The organism is Streptomyces albireticuli, from assembly GCF_021228125.1.
Classification (GTDB): domain Bacteria; phylum Actinomycetota; class Actinomycetes; order Streptomycetales; family Streptomycetaceae; genus Streptomyces; species Streptomyces albireticuli.
In genome coordinates this window covers 34,508-51,088 of sequence record NZ_JAJQQS010000019.1, presented here as the reverse complement: position 1 = coordinate 51,088, position 16,581 = coordinate 34,508, and the positions used below count along the sequence as shown (strand labels likewise).

At 72.8% G+C, this 16,581-nt stretch carries 15 protein-coding genes; 8 read left to right on the top strand and 7 right to left on the bottom strand.

Annotated elements, in window-relative coordinates; translation table 11 throughout:
- Window positions 1–263: 263 nt before the first annotated feature.
- Together LUZ64_RS29030 and LUZ64_RS29025 are read left to right on the top strand one after the other, a co-directional pair.
- On the top strand, window positions 264–716 hold the full coding sequence (locus LUZ64_RS29030) for a phosphoglycerate mutase family protein (protein ID WP_095583273.1): 453 nt from the start codon (window positions 264–266) through the stop codon (window positions 714–716).
- A gap of 166 nt (window positions 717–882) precedes the next feature.
- Entirely contained in the window at window positions 883–2,022 is a 1,140-nt protein-coding gene (locus LUZ64_RS29025) for a hypothetical protein (protein ID WP_308251795.1), read from the top strand.
- On the opposite strand, the gene LUZ64_RS29020 is transcribed toward LUZ64_RS29025, so the two are convergent.
- The 3 genes from LUZ64_RS29020 to LUZ64_RS29010 all read right to left on the bottom strand — a co-directional run bounded on the left by LUZ64_RS29020 (window position 2,009) and on the right by LUZ64_RS29010 (window position 3,490).
- Window positions 2,009–2,398, bottom strand: a complete 390-nt coding sequence (locus LUZ64_RS29020; protein WP_170116739.1) for an SH3 domain-containing protein — start codon at window positions 2,396–2,398, stop codon at window positions 2,009–2,011. The two genes, LUZ64_RS29025 and LUZ64_RS29020, sit on opposite strands and share 14 nt — an antisense overlap.
- A gap of 211 nt (window positions 2,399–2,609) precedes the next feature.
- Window positions 2,610–3,047: a VOC family protein gene (locus LUZ64_RS29015; protein WP_170116740.1), complete on the bottom strand. Its 438-nt coding sequence runs from the start codon at window positions 3,045–3,047 to the stop codon at window positions 2,610–2,612.
- Window positions 3,048–3,136: 89 nt separating this feature from the next.
- On the bottom strand, window positions 3,137–3,490 hold the full coding sequence (locus tag LUZ64_RS29010; RefSeq protein WP_095581240.1) for a hypothetical protein: 354 nt from the start codon (window positions 3,488–3,490) through the stop codon (window positions 3,137–3,139).
- A gap of 427 nt (window positions 3,491–3,917) precedes the next feature.
- Between LUZ64_RS29010 and LUZ64_RS29005 the strand changes: the two genes are divergently transcribed.
- Together LUZ64_RS29005 and LUZ64_RS29000 are read left to right on the top strand one after the other, a co-directional pair.
- Complete coding sequence (locus LUZ64_RS29005) at window positions 3,918–5,462, top strand: alpha/beta fold hydrolase (protein WP_095581241.1); 1,545 nt, start codon at window positions 3,918–3,920, stop codon at window positions 5,460–5,462.
- A gap of 12 nt (window positions 5,463–5,474) precedes the next feature.
- On the top strand, window positions 5,475–7,082 hold the full coding sequence (locus LUZ64_RS29000) for an alpha/beta fold hydrolase (RefSeq protein ID WP_095581242.1): 1,608 nt from the start codon (window positions 5,475–5,477) through the stop codon (window positions 7,080–7,082).
- 90 nt (window positions 7,083–7,172) lie between these two features.
- Here LUZ64_RS29000 and LUZ64_RS28995 read toward each other — a convergent pair whose 3' ends face one another.
- From LUZ64_RS28995 to LUZ64_RS28985, 3 genes are read right to left on the bottom strand one after another with little or no spacing between them, the layout of a single operon-like run.
- Window positions 7,173–7,928: a sulfite exporter TauE/SafE family protein gene (locus LUZ64_RS28995; RefSeq protein WP_095581243.1), complete on the bottom strand. Its 756-nt coding sequence runs from the start codon at window positions 7,926–7,928 to the stop codon at window positions 7,173–7,175.
- Window positions 7,925–9,064, bottom strand: a complete 1,140-nt coding sequence (locus LUZ64_RS28990) for a TauD/TfdA family dioxygenase (RefSeq protein ID WP_095581244.1) — start codon at window positions 9,062–9,064, stop codon at window positions 7,925–7,927. The genes LUZ64_RS28995 and LUZ64_RS28990 overlap by 4 nt, the downstream gene beginning before the upstream one ends.
- Window positions 9,061–10,491 carry a methyltransferase domain-containing protein gene (locus tag LUZ64_RS28985; RefSeq protein ID WP_095581245.1) on the bottom strand — a complete coding sequence of 477 codons (1,431 nt, stop codon included), beginning with the start codon at window positions 10,489–10,491 and terminating at the stop codon, window positions 9,061–9,063. Before LUZ64_RS28985 ends, LUZ64_RS28990 begins: the two co-directional genes overlap by 4 nt.
- Window positions 10,492–10,780: 289 nt before the next feature.
- Here LUZ64_RS28985 and LUZ64_RS28980 point away from each other — a divergent pair, with 289 nt between their 5' ends.
- Window positions 10,781–11,800, top strand: a complete 1,020-nt coding sequence (locus LUZ64_RS28980; protein WP_308251794.1) for an Acg family FMN-binding oxidoreductase — start codon at window positions 10,781–10,783, stop codon at window positions 11,798–11,800.
- 165 nt (window positions 11,801–11,965) lie between these two features.
- Here the strand turns inward: LUZ64_RS28980 and LUZ64_RS28975 are convergent, their stop codons facing one another.
- Entirely contained in the window at window positions 11,966–12,544 is a 579-nt protein-coding gene (locus tag LUZ64_RS28975) for a TetR/AcrR family transcriptional regulator (RefSeq protein WP_232398945.1), read from the bottom strand.
- Between the two features lie 327 nt (window positions 12,545–12,871).
- Between LUZ64_RS28975 and LUZ64_RS28970 the strand changes: the two genes are divergently transcribed.
- Genes LUZ64_RS28970 through LUZ64_RS28960 form a run of 3 tightly spaced genes read left to right on the top strand, consistent with a single transcriptional unit; the run spans window position 12,872 to window position 16,571 of the window.
- Window positions 12,872–13,462 (top strand): 2Fe-2S iron-sulfur cluster-binding protein, encoded by a 591-nt coding sequence (locus LUZ64_RS28970; RefSeq protein ID WP_095578527.1) that lies wholly within the window; start codon window positions 12,872–12,874, stop codon window positions 13,460–13,462.
- Entirely contained in the window at window positions 13,459–14,451 is a 993-nt protein-coding gene (locus tag LUZ64_RS28965; protein WP_095578526.1) for an FAD binding domain-containing protein, read from the top strand. The genes LUZ64_RS28970 and LUZ64_RS28965 overlap by 4 nt, the downstream gene beginning before the upstream one ends.
- Window positions 14,448–16,571 (top strand): xanthine dehydrogenase family protein molybdopterin-binding subunit, encoded by a 2,124-nt coding sequence (locus LUZ64_RS28960; protein WP_095578525.1) that lies wholly within the window; start codon window positions 14,448–14,450, stop codon window positions 16,569–16,571. Before LUZ64_RS28965 ends, LUZ64_RS28960 begins: the two co-directional genes overlap by 4 nt.
- Window positions 16,572–16,581: the final 10 nt, after the last annotated feature.

Genomic DNA, 16,581 nt, shown 5'->3' with positions numbered 1-16,581 from the left:
GGCACCCTCGTCACCATCGACGGGACGGGCGGCGAGGTCGCCCTCGGCACCCCCCGCGTCGTCGCGGACGCGGCACCGGCATCTCCACCGGCTGCTCTCCTGGGCCGACGACATCTCGGGCGGCCGTTCCGAACGGGACGAGGCCCGGCGCCTCGACGCGACTCAGGCCGTCCTGCGCCACGGCTGAGCAGCAGCGTCCGAATGCCGGCGCCGACGACCACTCGAATCATCGACCACAAGCCCGACCTGCGAGGAGAGCGGGGATGGCAACCCGGCACGTGTACCTGGTACGGCACGGAGCGGCGGACCCGTTCGGTGAACTGACCGGGGCCGGAAAGCGGCAATCGGACCTGATCGGGCAGCGCCTGTCCTGCCTTCCGATCGACGCGGTGTGGCACTCGCCGCTGCCCCGGGCAGTGCGATCCGCGGGGATCATCGGCACCCGTCTGCCGAAGGCCGCCGTGCGGGAAACGCCCGAACTGGTCGACCACGTGCCGTACGTACCGGAGCAGGCTCCGCCGGACGTGGCCTGGCTGGTCCGGGACGCCCTCGACGCGCCTCCGGTGCGCTGGCTCGGCCTGAACTGCGGGAACACGGCGCTGACGGTGGTCGAGTACCGCGACGAGTCGGTGCCGGCGGTGCTGCTCTACAACGACATGGGGCACCTGCCGGCCGATCTGCGGTGGACGGGGTTCCGGGCTGGTGTACGGCCATGAGGCAGGGGCCGGCGGCCAGGGGCTAGGGGCTGGTGTTCGATGGCCGGCCCGGCGATGCCGCTCGCCCGATCTCCGCGGTCCCGGTGAGACCCCGGTGACAGGGCGAAGCCGGGGTATGTGAGGGTGGGCCATTCTGAGCCGGCTGTATGTACGTATGGGGGTTGTTGTGAGCCAGGTGCTCTATAGCGAGCGGTCGTGGAATCCGCTGGCGCGGACCGTGGAGCTGACCGAGGACCGGCTGCGGAGGGGCGGCGCGACCACGCCGTTGAGCGAGCTGAACCTCGGTGCCATGGCCGAGGCGTTCCAGCGCGGGTGCTGGCTCGGGGGCGGCGGGGCGGAGCGCCCGCTGGACCGGCTCGGGGAGGGGGCCGGGGTCGTTCCGGTGACCCGCGTCACCGGAACCACCACACTGGTGAAGGTGCGGGAAGCCGCCGCGTTCGCCGGTGAGCTGGGAGCGCTGGCGGTACGACAGTGCGGCGGACCGGACCAGGTGGCCGAGCTGGCGGCCGGGGCCCGGGCCGAGGGCGTACCGCTGTGGATCGCGCGCAGGCACGCGCCGGGGCCCGCCGGGCCGGTCACCGTCGCCGTGGACCGGCGCTCGGTGCGCGTGGACGTCTGGGGGCCCGAGGCCCCCGCCGTACGGATCCGGGCGCCGCACGGTTTCCACCACGATGCTTCCGGACCGTCCAAGGGGCTGGAACTCACCGTCGGCGACGTCACCGCGGAGCTCACTTTCAAGAAGAGGCTGCGCAAGTCCAAGAGTTCCACGGAGGTGCGGATCCCGGGGCGGCACTGGGTGCTGCGGCGGGAGAACGCGGTGAGTTCATGGCTCCTGCGCGACGACCGGCGCGTCGCCCTGCTGACGCGTCCCGCGCGTCGGCCGGTGCTCGAGCCGGGCGCGGTACTGCTGCCGCTGGGCCCCGTGCGGTACGAGAGCCCCGACCCGCTGGACGCCGTCATGGCGCATGTCTTCGCCGTCGCCTTCGGACTCGGGGACACGACGGGCTACGCACGCTTCCGGTCGGAACGGCGCCCGGCGAACGGGTCCGAGCCGGTCTCCGCCGACGCGGGGTGGGACCGTCCCTGGTTCAGCAACCTCGGGAAGGGCGGCGAGGACAACGAGGCCGGCGGCGGTGACGGCTGGGGCGCGGACGGCGGCGACAGCGGGATTCCGGTGGGGGCGACGGCGGTGGTGACGGGGGCGGTGGCGACTGACCGAGCGTCGGCCCCGGTGAGTGCCCGCACCCGGCGGGGCGCGGGCACCGCGTGCGCGGTGGTCTATCGGGCCGCCGTCAGCACAGCTTGAGGCTGCCGCCGCCGATCAGCGAGTCCTTCACCCACCCCTGGTTGTCGGTGCCCTTGACCCTCACGTGCGACCAGGTCCCGTCGTCCTTGGTGGTGGTGTAGCAGTGCAAGTAGACGGTGGTCCCCTTGGCGATCTGCCCGAGGGCCGAACAGCTCGTGTGCGGGCCGACGCGGTACCGCACGCCGTTCGCCGTGGCCTTCTCCTTGCCCGCGTCCTTGTTGGACCATTTGTGCGAGCAGTTCAGGAGGTCGGCGCTGGAGACGGACGGGGAGCCGGTGCCGGTGGCGGGCGTGGCCGTGGCGGAGGGGGCGAGGAGGAGTCCGCCGCCGAGCAGAGCCGCCGTGGCCGCGATTGCTACTGGTCTGGCTATGTTCATGGTGTATTCCCCTCTTGTTGGTGGACCCACGCATGATGTCCGAGGGATAGGTGTGGTGGGAACCTAAATGGACGATGAAAGGTTGTACGCCTTCGTAGGTACGCGCCCGAAACGTCCATGGCCGAATACGGGCTGACGGGCTGACGGGCTGACGGGCTGACGGGCTGACGGGCTGACGACAGGTCGTACGTGATCGGTGGAGGGTCGGCCGTCAGCCGATCTGCTCCGCCAGCTCGACGAGGATCCCTTCCGGGCCCCGGACGTAGCAGAGCCGGTAGACGTCCTCGTAGCGCTCCAGCTCACCGACGAGCTCCGTGCCGCGGGCCCGGAGACCGGCGACGAGGGCGTCGATGTCCTCGACGACGAACGCGACATGCCGGATGCCCGGCGCGTTCGCCGGGGCGGCCCGATCGCCGCTCCCGCCGGCCGGCCTGTGGAACTTGGCCAGCTCGATCCGTCCGTGGCCGTCCGGGGTCCGCATCATCACGATCTCCGACCTGACGCCCTCGAGCCCCACGACGCGGTCCACCCAGCCGCCCTCGACCGGCCCGCCGCCCTCGAGCTCCAGCCCGAGCTCGACGAAGAACGCCGTCGCGGCCGCGAGGTCCTCGACGACGATGCCCACGTGGTGCATCCGCTGGATGGTCACTCGCACGATGCTAGACCCGGCCACGCGTCAGGCGCGGGTAAGGCGCGCGCCGAAAGGGCCGACGACGGATCCTGCCGTTGCGGTCCGGCTCAGGAGATGTGGAGTTCCGTGCACGCCGGCCCGCGCTGCGTCTCGGCTTCGCATTTCCCTTCTGGACGCCGTCGGCCCGCACACCGAAGCGCAAGCCGCATGGCGGAGCGGGGTCCGTCGGGCGTGACGTCGGTGATGGTCGGGCGGCCGTTCCCGCCCGCCGCCTGGGCCGCGCCCACCACGGCGATGCTCAGGGAGGCGCAGAGCGAGGCCACGTAGATGGGCCAGGACCTGTTGTTGAGCGCGACGAACACGAACTTGCTGTTGAGCCCGAGAGTGGTCATGATGCCGGCCACCGCGACGAGCGCACCGGCCAGGATCTTGGCCACGTCGTCCAGACGCTTTCCCAGCACGGCCTGAACATCCCCGGTGGACGGGGGCGGGGGCAGGGGCGGGGGTGCTGTCGGTTTCGAAGGCTCTCTCGCACCGCCCATTGCGCTTTCCGATCGTTGAGCCCTGAGGGGCAGGACGACTGCTGGACGGATTCAGATTCGCATCCGATCCGGAACGGGCCGGAGATCGCGGCTCCGAGGCGCGGAGCCGTCGGTGGCCCTTCCCCCGGTCGGCCCAGCCCTCGGCACCTTGTCGGCCCGGGCCGCGTCTCGTCGTCTCACGTGGCCCGGCCGCGCCGCGGCCCGGGCTCGGGCCCCGTCCGGCTCCGGCTGTCCGTATGCGCCCGCACAACCTGCCCGGTATCGTCCCTGAAGTCCGATCCACCCATACTGATGCAATTTTGTTCCGGTTGGGCAGCCGTGGATTTCGGCGGAGGAACGGGATCACATGACCAAGCACGGCATCAACGCGGCGGCCGTCACGGTCGCCCTGGTTCTGACCACGTTCGGCCCGATACCGAGCGGTGCGGCGGCGCACAGCGACGCCGCCGGGCACGGCCGGGCCGCGCCGTCGCGGTTCGTTCCCGGTCCGTGCCCGAAGACACCCGAGCCGATCGCCGCGCTGAGCACCGCGCGGTGCGGTTTCCTCGAAGTCCCCGAGAACCGCGCCCGCCCCGGCGGCCGCACCATCCGGCTGGCCGCGGCGGTCATCCCCGCCACATCGGCGAAGCCCGCCGCGGACCCGGTGGTGTTCATGTCGGGCGGCCCGGGCGGCGAGACGTTCGACGACATCCCCTTCCTCGTCGACTCCGGCCTGAACCGGGACCGCGCGCTGATCGTCATGGCTCAGCGCGGCAACCTCTACGACCGGCCGAACCTCGCCTGCCCGGAGATGGACCGGTTCCACGCGCGGTACGTGGGGCTCGGCTACGGCTCGCCGCGGGCGAAACGACTCCTGCTGGACTCCGTGAAGAAGTGCCGCGACCGCCTGGCAGCCGACGGGATCGACCTGAGCGCCTACAACACCGCGGAGAACGCCGCCGACTTCGCCGCCTTGCGCACGGCACTGGGCATCTCCCGGTGGAACGTCTACGGGCACTCCTACGGCACCAACGTGGCCCTCACCTACCTGCGCGAGCACCCCCAGGGGATCCGCGCGGTGGCACTCGACTCGTCCACGGCTCCGCAGAGCGTCACCCTGCCGTGGGGCTGGCGGAGCGCCCGGGAGGGGATCGGCAACATCCTCAAGGCGTGCGCGGCCGAGCCCCGCTGCGACAGCCGCTACCCGGACCTCCGCCGGACCCTCGCCGCCCAGGTGCGCAGGCTGGAAGCGCACCCCTTGACGCTGAACGCCCGGCCGCCACGCGGAGGAGAGCCGGTGAAGGTCGTCCTGGACGGCGGCGCGCTGCTGAACCTGCTGGTCGCCAACGCCGTCCCGCTCCCCGACGTCCCCGCGGCGATCGAGGAGCTCGCCCACGGACGTCCGGAGCGCTTCGCACGGGCCCGCGCCGCCGACTCGGCCGCCGTCGTCGGCATGACCGCACACGGGCTGACGGAGTCGGTGGCGTGCGCCGAGTGGGTACCGGGGTATACGCGATCCGACGTGCTGAAGGCGGGGCGCCGGGCCTTCCCCGGGTGGCCGGACACGGTCCTGGCCCAGGCACCGCAGCTTCCGTTCCAGCACGAGGTGTGCCGCGTCTGGGACGTACCGGACCGCGCGGCCTCCCAGCGGGTGGCCACCTCCAGCTCGGTGCCGGCACTCCTCATCGCCGGGACGTTCGACGCGAAGGTCGGGGCGAGCTGGTCCCGGGAGGCCGCCCGTACGCTGTCCCGCTCGACCTTCGTACGGATCCCCGGAATCGGGCACTGGGTGGTCCCGCAATCGCCTTGCGCGCAACAGGTGCTGGCCTCGTTCCTCGCCCGCCCGACCGCGCCCGACACCCGGTGCGTGGCCGGTCTCACTCCGCAACCGTTCACGATCATCCCGAAGTGACCTGGAGGGCAGATGGCACCCACCCCGATACCCCGCCGTCGCCGCACCGCGCGCCGGCTCCAGGCCGCGCCGGCCGCGGTGGCGACCGGAATCCTCTTCACCGGACTGCTCGCGACGCCCGCGGGCGCGGAGCACGGCACCGGTCCCGGCACCGGAGCAGCGGCGATCGGCACGGTCGCCCGGGCGATGGGCCACGCCCGCTACGAGCCGGGCCCCTGCCCGAGGACGGCGGAGCCGATCGCCGAACTCGCGAAGGCCCGCTGCGGGACGCTCACCGTGCCCGAGAACCGGGCCAGGCCCCACGGCCGGCGGATCACCCTCGGTGTCGCCGTCGTGCCGGCGGTGGCCGCCGCACCGAAACCCGACCCGATCGTGTGGCTCGCGGGCGGCCCCGGCGACGACGCCGTCGGGGAGGCGAAGATGGCGGTCGGCGGCGGCCTGAACCGCGACCGGGACGTGATCCTCATGTCCCAGCGCGGTACGTACTCGGCCGACCCGGCGCTCCTCTGCCCCGGCATCGACCGGTTCAACGGACGCGCGGTCGGCCTCGTCTACGACGCGCCGTCCACCGAGCGCCTGCACGTCGCGGCGACACGCGCCTGTCGCGACCGGCTGGCGGGTCTCGGGGCCGACCTCAGTGCCTACAACGACATCGAGAGCGCTGCCGACTACGCGGACCTGCGCATCGCGCTGGGCGTCAAGCGGTGGAACCTCTTCGGCATCTCCTACGGCACCCACCTGGCGCTGGTCTCCATGCGCCTGCACCCCGAGGGGCTCCGTTCGGTGGGCATCGACGGCATCCTGCCGCCGTCCAGGGCCGGGTCGGCCCTGGCCTGGAGCAGCGCCCGGGAGGGCTTCGACGGCCTGTTCAAGGCCTGTGCGCGGCAGCCGGCGTGTAACAAGCGCTATCCGAACCTGCCGGCCACCTTCGAGCGGCTCGTCCGCGCCCTCGAAGCCAAGCCCGTCACCACCACCGTCAGGCTCTCCGGCGACGACAAGCCGGTCAAGGTCGTCCTGGACGGCGGAGCGCTCGTGAACTGGATGACCACCGCCACCCACGTGGCGGAGGGCGTCCCCCGCTCCCTCGACGAGCTGGCCCACGGCAAACCGCAGCGGATCGCCCGGCAGTGGGCGGGCTGGAAGCTCAACCCGCAGGGCATCGGGGTGGCTTCGCACGGGCTCACCTACGGCATCTTCTGCAGCGAGTGGGTGCCGTACGAGAGCCGGGCCGAGGCGCTCCGGGGCGGGCGGGACGCGTTCCCGTCGTTCCCCCGCTCGGTCCTGGCCCAGGCCCCGCAGCTGACCTTCCTCCGTCCGGACTGCGCCGTCTGGAACGTCCCCGCGGCGCCGCGCTCGATCCGGAACGTCACACGGAGCGACATCCCCACCCTCGCCCTGTCGGGCGGCTTCGACTCCCAGACCGGGGCGGCCAACGGGCCGTACGTGGCCCGCACGCTGAGCCGCGCGACCGTCGTCAAGGTCCCCTACGAGCCCCACGTGGTGTTCGCGACGTCACCGTGCGCCCAGAAGATCACCGTCTCCTTCTTCGACAGCCCGACCGCCCCGGACACGGGATGCCTCACCGGTCTGCGGCCGCCCCGGTTCGAGATCGGCCCGTGAGGCGGCCGACTGCTCGACGGCGCGCCCGGTCCCTGGAAGGCGCGTGGCCGTGGCTACCCGCGCCTCACGCCGCGCCACGTTGCGCGTCCGTCACCCGCGCGCCAAGTGGACGAGCCCGGCGAGGCCGACAGCGACCACGATGACGCGCAGCGCGGTGGCCGAGAGTCTCCGTCCCGCGCGGGCGCCGATCTGTCCGCCGGCGGTCGCGCCGGAGGCGAGCAGCAGTGCGGCGGTCCAGTTGACGTGGGCCGTGCAGGAGAAGATGAGTGCCGAGACGGTGTTGTCGACCGCCTGGAGGGTGTTCTTGAGTCCGTTGACCTGCTGCAGCGGCTCGCGCATGAGGATGCTCATGCAGGCGAACAACAGGACTCCCTGGCCCGCTCCGAAGTAGCCGCCGTACACGCTGGTGAGGAGTACCGCGAGCGTCAGGGGGACGGCGGCGCGGGTCGACGGGGCGGGGTGCCGGACCAGGAGTGCCTGGTTGAGCCGTGGCTGGAGTGCCGCCAGGAGTACGGCGAGGCCGATGAGGGCCGGTGCGACGGCCCGGAACACGGTGGAGGGCAGAGTCAGCAACAGCAGCGCGCCGGCGACCGCGCCGACCGCGGCCGCCGCGGCCAGGGTGAGCGTACGGCGCGGCGGTGGCGGCACCTGGTCGCGGTAGCCGACGGCGCCGCTGAGCGAGCCGGGGGCCAGGCCGATGTTGTTGACCACGTTCGCGGTGACCGGGGGCAGGCCGGCCGCCAGCAGCGCCGGGAAGGTGATGAGCGTCCCGGAACCCACCACCGTGTTCATGACGCCCGCCCCCAGCCCTGCCAGGACGAGCAGGAGTTCCTGCCCTACGGTCATTTCCGCTCGCGCGGGGAGAAGTAGAAGCGCCGTTCCTCGTGGAACCTGATCCTGGATTCCAGTTGCTGCCACGGTACGTAGGCCGTGATGAGGTGGCGGACCCCGGTGCGGGGGTCGAAGGCGTTCCTGCCGTGCAGGATCCGGTTGTTGCGGAACACCGCGCACTCGCCGTCGGCGAAACGGTGGGCCCAGCGATAGCGCTCGTCGCCCAGGTGCCGGACCAGCCCGTGATACGCGCGGTAGAACTCACCGCAGAGCTCGGGCGCGACGTCCCAGGCCCAGGCGTGGGAGTGGCCCAGGTGGATCGCCTCGATCGCGCCCCGGCCGTCGAGGGTGATGACGGGGCGCCGCACACGGTACAGATAGCGCCACGAGGTGTAGACCTGCTCGAATTCCACGGGTGAGGAGACCAGCAGGTCGAACCAGCCGGGGTGGTCCCGCCGGAAGTCCTCCAGCGCTTTGAAGCCGTCCACCAGGAAGAACTCGCCTCCCGTGGCCCGGTTCTCCGCGTAGTAGCAGAACTGGGTCAGCGGGCCCGTCACCTTGTACGGGTAGTCGGTGTGAGCCGGCAGCGCGCTTTCCGTCTCGGCGAGGTCCTCGGCGCCCGGTACCGCTTTGACGTCCGCCTGCCGGCCGTATTCGGTGTGGAAGACGGGGGCGAGGCCGGTCAGCAGCCGTTCCAGCCCTTGCGGTGTGAGGCCGGTCAGCAGCGCGAATCCTACGGACCGGAGGTCGTCGAACCAGGGGCCGCCGTCGGTGCCACAAGCCTCCGCTTCGTGCCACCGCACGCCCCGGGCGCGCAGGGTCCGCGCGTCCCAGTGGACCGTGTGGTCGAGGCCGGCCGCCCCCTGTTCTCCCGCTTGTCCCGGCCCGTGCAGGAGCAGCCAGTCCAGCGGGTAGTGGCTGCGGTGCGCGGGCTGTTCCCGCCAGTCGACGCGGAGCTCGTTCGCCTCGCTGTCCAGCTCGACGCGGTCGGCCACGGGGAGCTCCGGGCGGTCGCTGAGGTCGGAGGTCTTCTGGAACGACTCGGGGTGACGGCACCGGGCGCACGGGCAGCTGTAGCGCAGCCAGGCCGGGTGGAACTTCCGTCCGGACACGTCGACGAGCCGGTCGTCGTCCTTCGCGGGCCGCGTCATGCCACCGCCTCCGCGCACTTCTCGAACGTCAGCACCGACATGGGCGTGTCGTCGAACACGGTGATGGGGGTGCGGGACCTCAGCCGCAGCGGGAGGCCGCTGATCGTCCGCTCGATCTCCGGCTCGCTGTCCAGGTAGTCGTCCCGGAAGGTGACCGTGAGGATCCCCCCTTCCCGGAGCTGGTCGGCGATGTTCACGAGCGCCGGCGCCCGGGCGTGGCCGAAAGTGAACACTCCGCTCGCCACGGCCGCGTCGAAGGTCCCCTTCGCCCACGGGAAGGGCCGCGCGATGTCGTGCCGCACCAGTTCGCGGTAGACCTGTTTGCGTGCCGCCTGCCGCAGCATGCCGTCGGACAGGTCGACGGCGGTGACGTCCTGGAAGCCGTGGTCCGCCAGCGCCGTGCCGCACAGGCCGGTGCCGGCGCCCACGTCCAGCACCCGGGCGTTCCTGTCGCCGAGCAGGTCGGCCAGGCGGGAGGCGGCGGTGCGCGGGCAGTCCCGGTAGGAGCCGGGAAGGTCTTCTTCGTAGGTCGCGGACCAGGCGTCGTACTTCTCCCGGAGCGTGAGGTCCCCGGAAGCCTCGTAGACCCATGCCAGCCGGTCGGTGACCTTGCCGGCCACGAAGGCGGACCACCCCACGTCCTGGGCGTCGATCGCGGACGTGACCTGGCGGTAGGCCGCGGAGTGCGCCGGGGAGGCGGACCGGGCCCGTTCGGCCAGCAGTTCGTAGCTCTTGCGCAGGTGCGGGGTGAGGTCGGCGCCGTCGAGGACCGCGAAGCCCTTGTCGCGCAGGGCCCGTTCGTACTCCTGGTGGCTGGGGCCGGGTTCGAACATGAGCCGGTCGTAGACGACGCGCCGCCCCGTGTCGGTGACCGAGGGCGAGGGGGTGACCAGGTCGTCGAGGACGAGGGTGCCGCCTTCGGCCAGGACCCGGTGGATTTCGTCCAGGGCCCGCTCCCGGTCCGGGACGTGGTACAGCGTCGCCTGGCTCCACACATGGGTGAACGTGCCGTCGGCGAAGGGGAGCAGCGCGGCGGACGCCTTGCGGAAGTCGACGTTCGGCAAGGCGTGCGTCCGGGCCCGGGCGTGGCCGACGCGGACACCGCTGATGTCGATGCCGGTCACCCGGCAACCGGTCCTCCGGGCCAGGTAAGCGGCGGTGGTGCCGTTGCCGCAACCGATGTCCAGGACGTGCGAGCCGGGGCCGATCCCGCTCCTGTCCAGCAGGAGGTCGGTCCACCGCTGGCTCGCTTCGAGGAACGCCTCCGGATCCGTCCGGGACAGGTCGGCGAAATAGCCCCAGTGCAGTGACCCCGAGCTGTCCCAGAACGACCGGTAGACATCGTCCTCGTGATCGTAGAACGCTTCTGTCCGTGCTTCGATCTCTGCCTCGGCCTGCGCTTCCTGGTGCTGCTGTGGATCGGGCATAGCGGATTCCCCTTGTGATGGCGTGACGACCGTGGGGTCCCTGGCCGCGTCCGGCCGGGTACCCCGGTGCCGGAGTGCAAGGGGGGTCGTTCCGGCCGAATGAGCCGTGCGAGTTCACCGAGCGGCCGCGCGAGGCGATCGTTCCAGGGCGCTCCTCGTCCCACGCGAAAGGGGGCCGGCCGGCCCCGTGGAGAGGGACTCCTGGCCCTGGCCCTCCTGCCCTGTGCCGGAGGGACCATGGGGACAGGGCTCCTCCGGCGGGTCCGTCACAGGTGGAAGGGAGATTCCCGTGACCGCACCACTCATGATGGATGATTCGCGTGTGACGGAACTGGTCCGTGAGGCCACCGCCGCTCCGTCCATGCACAACGCGCAGCCGTGGCGCTTCCGCTACGCGCGGGGCCGTCGCACCTTCCGGCTGTACGCCGACTTCGACCGCAAGATGGCGCACACGGACCCCGAGGCCCGCGCGCTGCACATGGGGTGCGGGGCGGCTTTGTTCAACCTCCGTGTCGCCCTGGCGCACGCCGGTGCGCACGCGGAGGTCACGCTGCTTCCGGAGGCCGACGAGCCCGCGCTGCTGGCGACCGTACGGGCGACCGGCGCGGGCGTCGAGGACGCCGGGCTCGCGGCGCTCCGTCCGGCGATCGCGCGCCGGCACACCAGCCGGTACCCCTTCGCGAAGACGGACATCCCCGAGCCCGTGCGGGTGGCCCTGATCGACGCCGCCTTCCGGGAAGGAGCCGTGCTGTCCTTCCCCGACCCGTGGCACCTGGACTGGGTGCGGGAACTCTCCGAGGAGGCCGAGAACCGCAACCTCACCGACAGCGGCAGCGCGGCGGACCTGGCCCGCTGGACCCGGCGCGGCCCGACCGGGGCCCGCACGGCCGCCGGTGAGGCACCGGGATACGCCGCCGACGGGGTGCCGGAGTACGCCTTCGGGCCCCGCAAGGACGGCGGAGGGGCTCCCCTGCGCGACTTCTCCGGCGGAAAGCCCACCGCCGGCGTCCCCACCACCTCCTTCGAGGACGACCCGCGCCTGGCCCTGCTCGCCACGGAAGGCGACCGGGCCCCGTACTGGATACGGGCGGGCCAGGCCATGGAACGTGTCCTGCTCCTGGCCACCTCGAAGGGGCTCTCCGCCTCGTTCGCCACGCAGGCTCTGGAATGGCCGGACCTGCGCTGGCCCCTGCGGGACCCCGGATCGGGGGCGGGCGAGGTTCAGATGATCCTCCGCCTGGGGTACGGCCCGGAGTGCCCGGCCACGCCTCGCCGCCCTGTGCGCGACGTCCTCGAGTTCGAGTCCTGAGGGGCCGATTCGAGTCCTGAGGGGCCGGGACGGCGTACGGAGCGACAGCCCTGCCGCTCGGCCTGCTCGGCCTGCTCAACCTGCCGGCCAAGGAGCCCACGCAGCCCTGAACAGGCGATTCTCCCTGACGGCACGCGGATCCCGGCCCCCGGTCCCGCCCGCCCCTCACCGCCCGGGCGCCCCCGCGCGCAGCCCGTCCATGACGAGGTCCAGCAGCCGGGCGGCGCGCGGCTGCCAGTCCGAGCGGGGGTCGAGCTGCCAGAGGCCGGCGATGGCGAGGAAGAAGTCGTCCGGGGTCACCCCCGGACGGATGGTGCCCGCCTCCTCGTTGGCGCGGAGCAGGAGGCCGGCCGCGGAGGTCACCGGGGCGTGGCCCGGCTTCGGCCGCCCTCCGGGGGCGCTGGTGGCCATGCGGATGGCGTCCGCCAGCCCGGCCTTGGTCATGGCGAACCGGGCGAGGCGGTCCATCCACTCGCGCAGGGCCCGGGCCGGTTCCCGCGTCTCGAGCAAGTGGGCGGCGGCGTCGGCGACCTGCCGCATCTCGTGGCGGTAGATCTCGAGGACGAGCGCTTCGCGGCTGGGGAAGTTGCGGTAGAACGTGCCCTGTCCGACGCCCGCCCTCCTGGCGATCACGCTCAGCGGGGCGTCCGCGCAGCGCGTCAGCTCCGCCACCGCCGCCTCCAGGATGCGCTCGCGGTTCCGCCGCGCGTCCGTCCGCAGGGCCACGCCCTTCTTCTCCTGCACTCGTCCTCCTGACGGCGCGAGCCCGAATCCCACCCTTGTTAACCGGACAACTGTCCACTACGCTCCGAAAATACGGACAGCTGTCCGCTTGTGCTCACCTTAGCGTCGGACACGGCCGGCCGGTGGCTCTTGGCACCGGCACGAAGATCCAGGCCACCGGCGGTGTTCCCGGACCGCGTCGCCACATACAGCCCACGTACAGCCAGGTACAGCCCCGTAAAGCGCCACCTCCCGCTCGTCCTCGCACAAGTCTCCCGGTACGTCTCCTGATTCGGCGTCCGGTCCGTCCCCCGCGACGTGCTCCGGACCCGCGAAAGAAGGCTGATCATGGCCCCAGCCCCCTCGCCGGCGTACAGCTCCGTCACCTTGGACGTCAACGGCGACAAGCACACGCTGACCGTGGACCACCGCACCACCCTGCTCGACGCGTTGCGCGAGCGTCTCGACCTGACCGGCACCAAGAAGGGCTGCGACCAAGGGCAGTGCGGCGCCTGCACGGTTCTGCTCGACGGCCACCGGGCCGTGGCCTGCCTGCAACTCGCCGTGGCGGCCGAGGGACGCGCGATCACCACCGTCGAGGGCCTCGCCGACGGCGAGCGGCTGCACCCCGCCCAGCAGGCGTTCCTCGACCTGGACGGCTATCAGTGCGGCTACTGCACCCCCGGGCAGATCTGCTCGGCCGTCGCGATGATCGAGGAGCACGCGGCGGGCTGGCCGAGCGCCGTCACCGACGACATACGGCCCGAAGCCGGGCCGCCCCCCTTGACCGCCGACGAGATACGGGAACGGATGAGCGGGAACCTGTGCCGCTGCGGTGCCTACGTGTCGATCGTGCGGGCCGTCGCCCGGGCGGCCGCCGTACGGGCGGAGAGCACGCCGACCACCGTCAGCACGCGGACCGAGAGGGCGCCCGCGTGAAGGAGTTCGCCTATCAGCGCGCCTTCGACGTCCCCGGCGCCCTCGCCCTGCTCGACGCCGGTTCCGACGCCCGGTTCCTCGGCGGCGGCACCAACCTCGTCGACCTCATGAAGGCCGGCGTCGAACGCCCCGCCCGCCTCGTCGACGTGCGCGGACTTCCCCTGAATCGCGTCGAGCCGACCGCGGACGGGGGCTTGCGCATCGGCGCCACCGTCACCAACAGCGACCTCGCCGCGCACCCCGAGGTCCGCCGCCGCTACCCGGCGCTGGCCCAGGCCGTCCTGGCCGGCGCCTCCGGGCAGTTGCGCAACATGGCCACGGTCGGCGGGAACCTGCTTCAGCGCACCCGCTGCGGCTACTTCACCGACGTGACCCGCCCGTGCAACAAGCGCGTCCCCGGGAGCGGCTGCCCCGCCGTCGAGGGCGAGCACCGCAACCACGCGATCCTGGGCGCCTCCGGCCACTGCGTGGCCGTACACCCCTCGGACATGGCCGTGGCGCTGACCGCCTTCGACGCCGTCGTCTCGTACGAGACGGCCGACGGGCCGGGCGAGCTGCCGCTCACCGAGTTCTACGTGCCCGTGGGCGACACACCGCACCGGGAGACCTCCCTGCCGCGGGGAGCGCTGATCACCGGCGTCATCCTGCCACCGGCTCCGGTCGCCGCCCGCTCCCGCTACCGCAAGGTGCGCGAGCGCGCCTCGTACGCGTTCGCGATCGGCTCGGTGGCCGCCGCGCTGGACGTCGAGGGCGGCGTGGTCCGGGAGGCGCGCCTGGCCCTCGGGGCGGTGGCGTCCCGCCCGTGGCGGGCCCGGGCCGCCGAACGGGCGCTGACCGGGGCGCGCGCCGACGGCGAGGCGTTCGCCGCCGCGGCGGACGCCGAACTCGCGGCGGCGAACCCGCTGCCGCGCAACGCGTACAAGGTGGCACTGACCCGCAACCTCATGGTGGCGGTGCTGACCGGACTCGCCGAGGAGGCCGCCCGATGACCACCGTCCCCACGGCGCGCGAGGGTTCCGTAGGCACCGCGCACACCCGGGTGGAAGGCCGCGAGAAGGTCACCGGGGCGGCCCGCTACGCCGGGGAGGTGCGGTTCGCCGATCTCGCGCACGGCTGGTTCGTGCTGTCCACGGTCGCGCGCGGCCGTGTCCGCTCGGTGGAGACCGCCGGGGTCCTCGCGATGCCGGGAGTGCTCACGGTCCTCCACCACGGGAACGCCCCGCGGGTCGACACGGGCTACATCGGATTTCTGGGTGTCCCGCCGGACCCGTCCTGCGCCGTCTTCCAGCACGACCGGGTGCCGCACCTGGGATGGCCGGTGGCGCTGGTCGTCGCCGGGACGTCCGAGCAGGCCAGGGAGGCCGCCGAGGCGCTCGTCGTCCGTTACGAGGAGGAACCGCACGACACCGTGTTCACCGGCGAGCGCCCGGACGCGTACGACGTGGACGGCCATGTGCCGGCCGTGACGGGGAAGGGCGACCTGGAGGCCGGACTGACCGCGTCCGCCGTCGTCGTGGACGCGGAGTACAGCACCCCCGAAGAGCACCACCACCCGATGGAGCCGCACGCGGCCACGGCCCGCCGGGACGGCGGGCGACTCGAGGTCGTCGACTCCAACCAGGGCGCCGCCTGGGTCGCGGGCGACCTCGCGCGGCTGTTCTCGCTCGACCCGGCGTCGGTGCGAGTACGGTCCGAGCACGTCGGCGGAGGGTTCGGGAGCAAGGGGATCCGCGCCCATCAGGTGGCCGCCGTGATGGCCTCGACGGTCCTGGGGCGGCCCGTCCGAGTCGTGATGACGCGCCGTCAGATGTTCTCGCTCGCCGGACACCGCAGTCCCACCGCCCAGCGGATCAGACTCGGCGCCGACGCGGACGGGCGACTGCGCGCGCTGGAGCACCGCTCCGTGAGCGCCACCTCCACCGTGTACGAGTTCGTCGAGCCGAGCGCCTCGGTGGCGCGGGCGATGTACGACGCGGCCGCCCACCACACGGCCAACCGGGTCGTGCGGCTCGACGTGCCGACGCCGACGTGGATGCGCGCGCCCGGCGAGGCACCGGGCTCGTTCGCGCTCGAGTCCGCGTTCGACGAACTCGCCGAGAAGTGCGGCGTCGACCCGATCGAGCTGCGCGCACGCAACGAGCCCGAGCGCGGGCCGGTGTCCGGCCTCCCCTTCAGCGACCGCGGCCTGCTCGCCTGCTTCCGTGAGGGCGCCCGCAGGTTCGGCTGGGCGGACCGCGACCCCCGCCCGGGGCTGCGCCGCGAGGGCCGATGGCTGCTCGGCACCGGCACGGCGGCGGCCTCGTTCCCCGTGATGGCCCGGCCGTCCACGGCGGCCGTGACGGCGGAGGCGGACGGGACCTTCACCGTGCGGATCTCCGCGGCGGACATCGGCACCGGCGCGCGGACCGCGCTCACGCTGGTGGCCGCCGACGCGCTGGAGACCGGGCCGGACCGCGTGCGGGTACGGATCGGGGACAGCGACTTCGGGCCGGCGATGATCGCCGGAGGTTCGATGGGCACCCGCTCCTGGGCGTGGGCGATCACCGCCGCGGCCGCCGGACTGCGCGAACGGCTCGCCGCGGGCACCGGCGTCCCGCCGCAGGGGATCACGGTGCGGTCGGACACCAGCGCGGCCGTCGACGCGCTCCCCCCGAAGGAACGGCACTCCTACGGAGCCCAGTTCGCCGAGGTCGCCGTCGACACCGGCACCGGCGAGGTCCGGGTGCGGCGCATGCTCGGCGTCTTCGCGCCGGGCCGGATCGTCAACCCGCTCACCGCCCGCAACCAGTTCGTCGGCGGCATGGTCTGGGGCATCTCCATGGCCCTCCACGAGGAAGCGGTCCGGGACGCCGCCTCCGGCGGCCACTACGGCGCCGACCTCGCCGGGTACCACGTCGCCACGCACGCCGACGTACCGGACGTGGAGGCGCACTGGATCGACGACCCGGACCCGGACGACCCGGTCGGGATCAAGGGCATCGGCGAGATCGGCATCGTGGGCGCCGCGGCGGCCGTCGCCAACGCGGTGTGGCACGCGACGGGCGTACGCCACCGCGACCTGCCCATCCGGCCGGACCGCGTACTGCTCTCGGGAGCGCCAGGTGTGTGACATCTCCTAG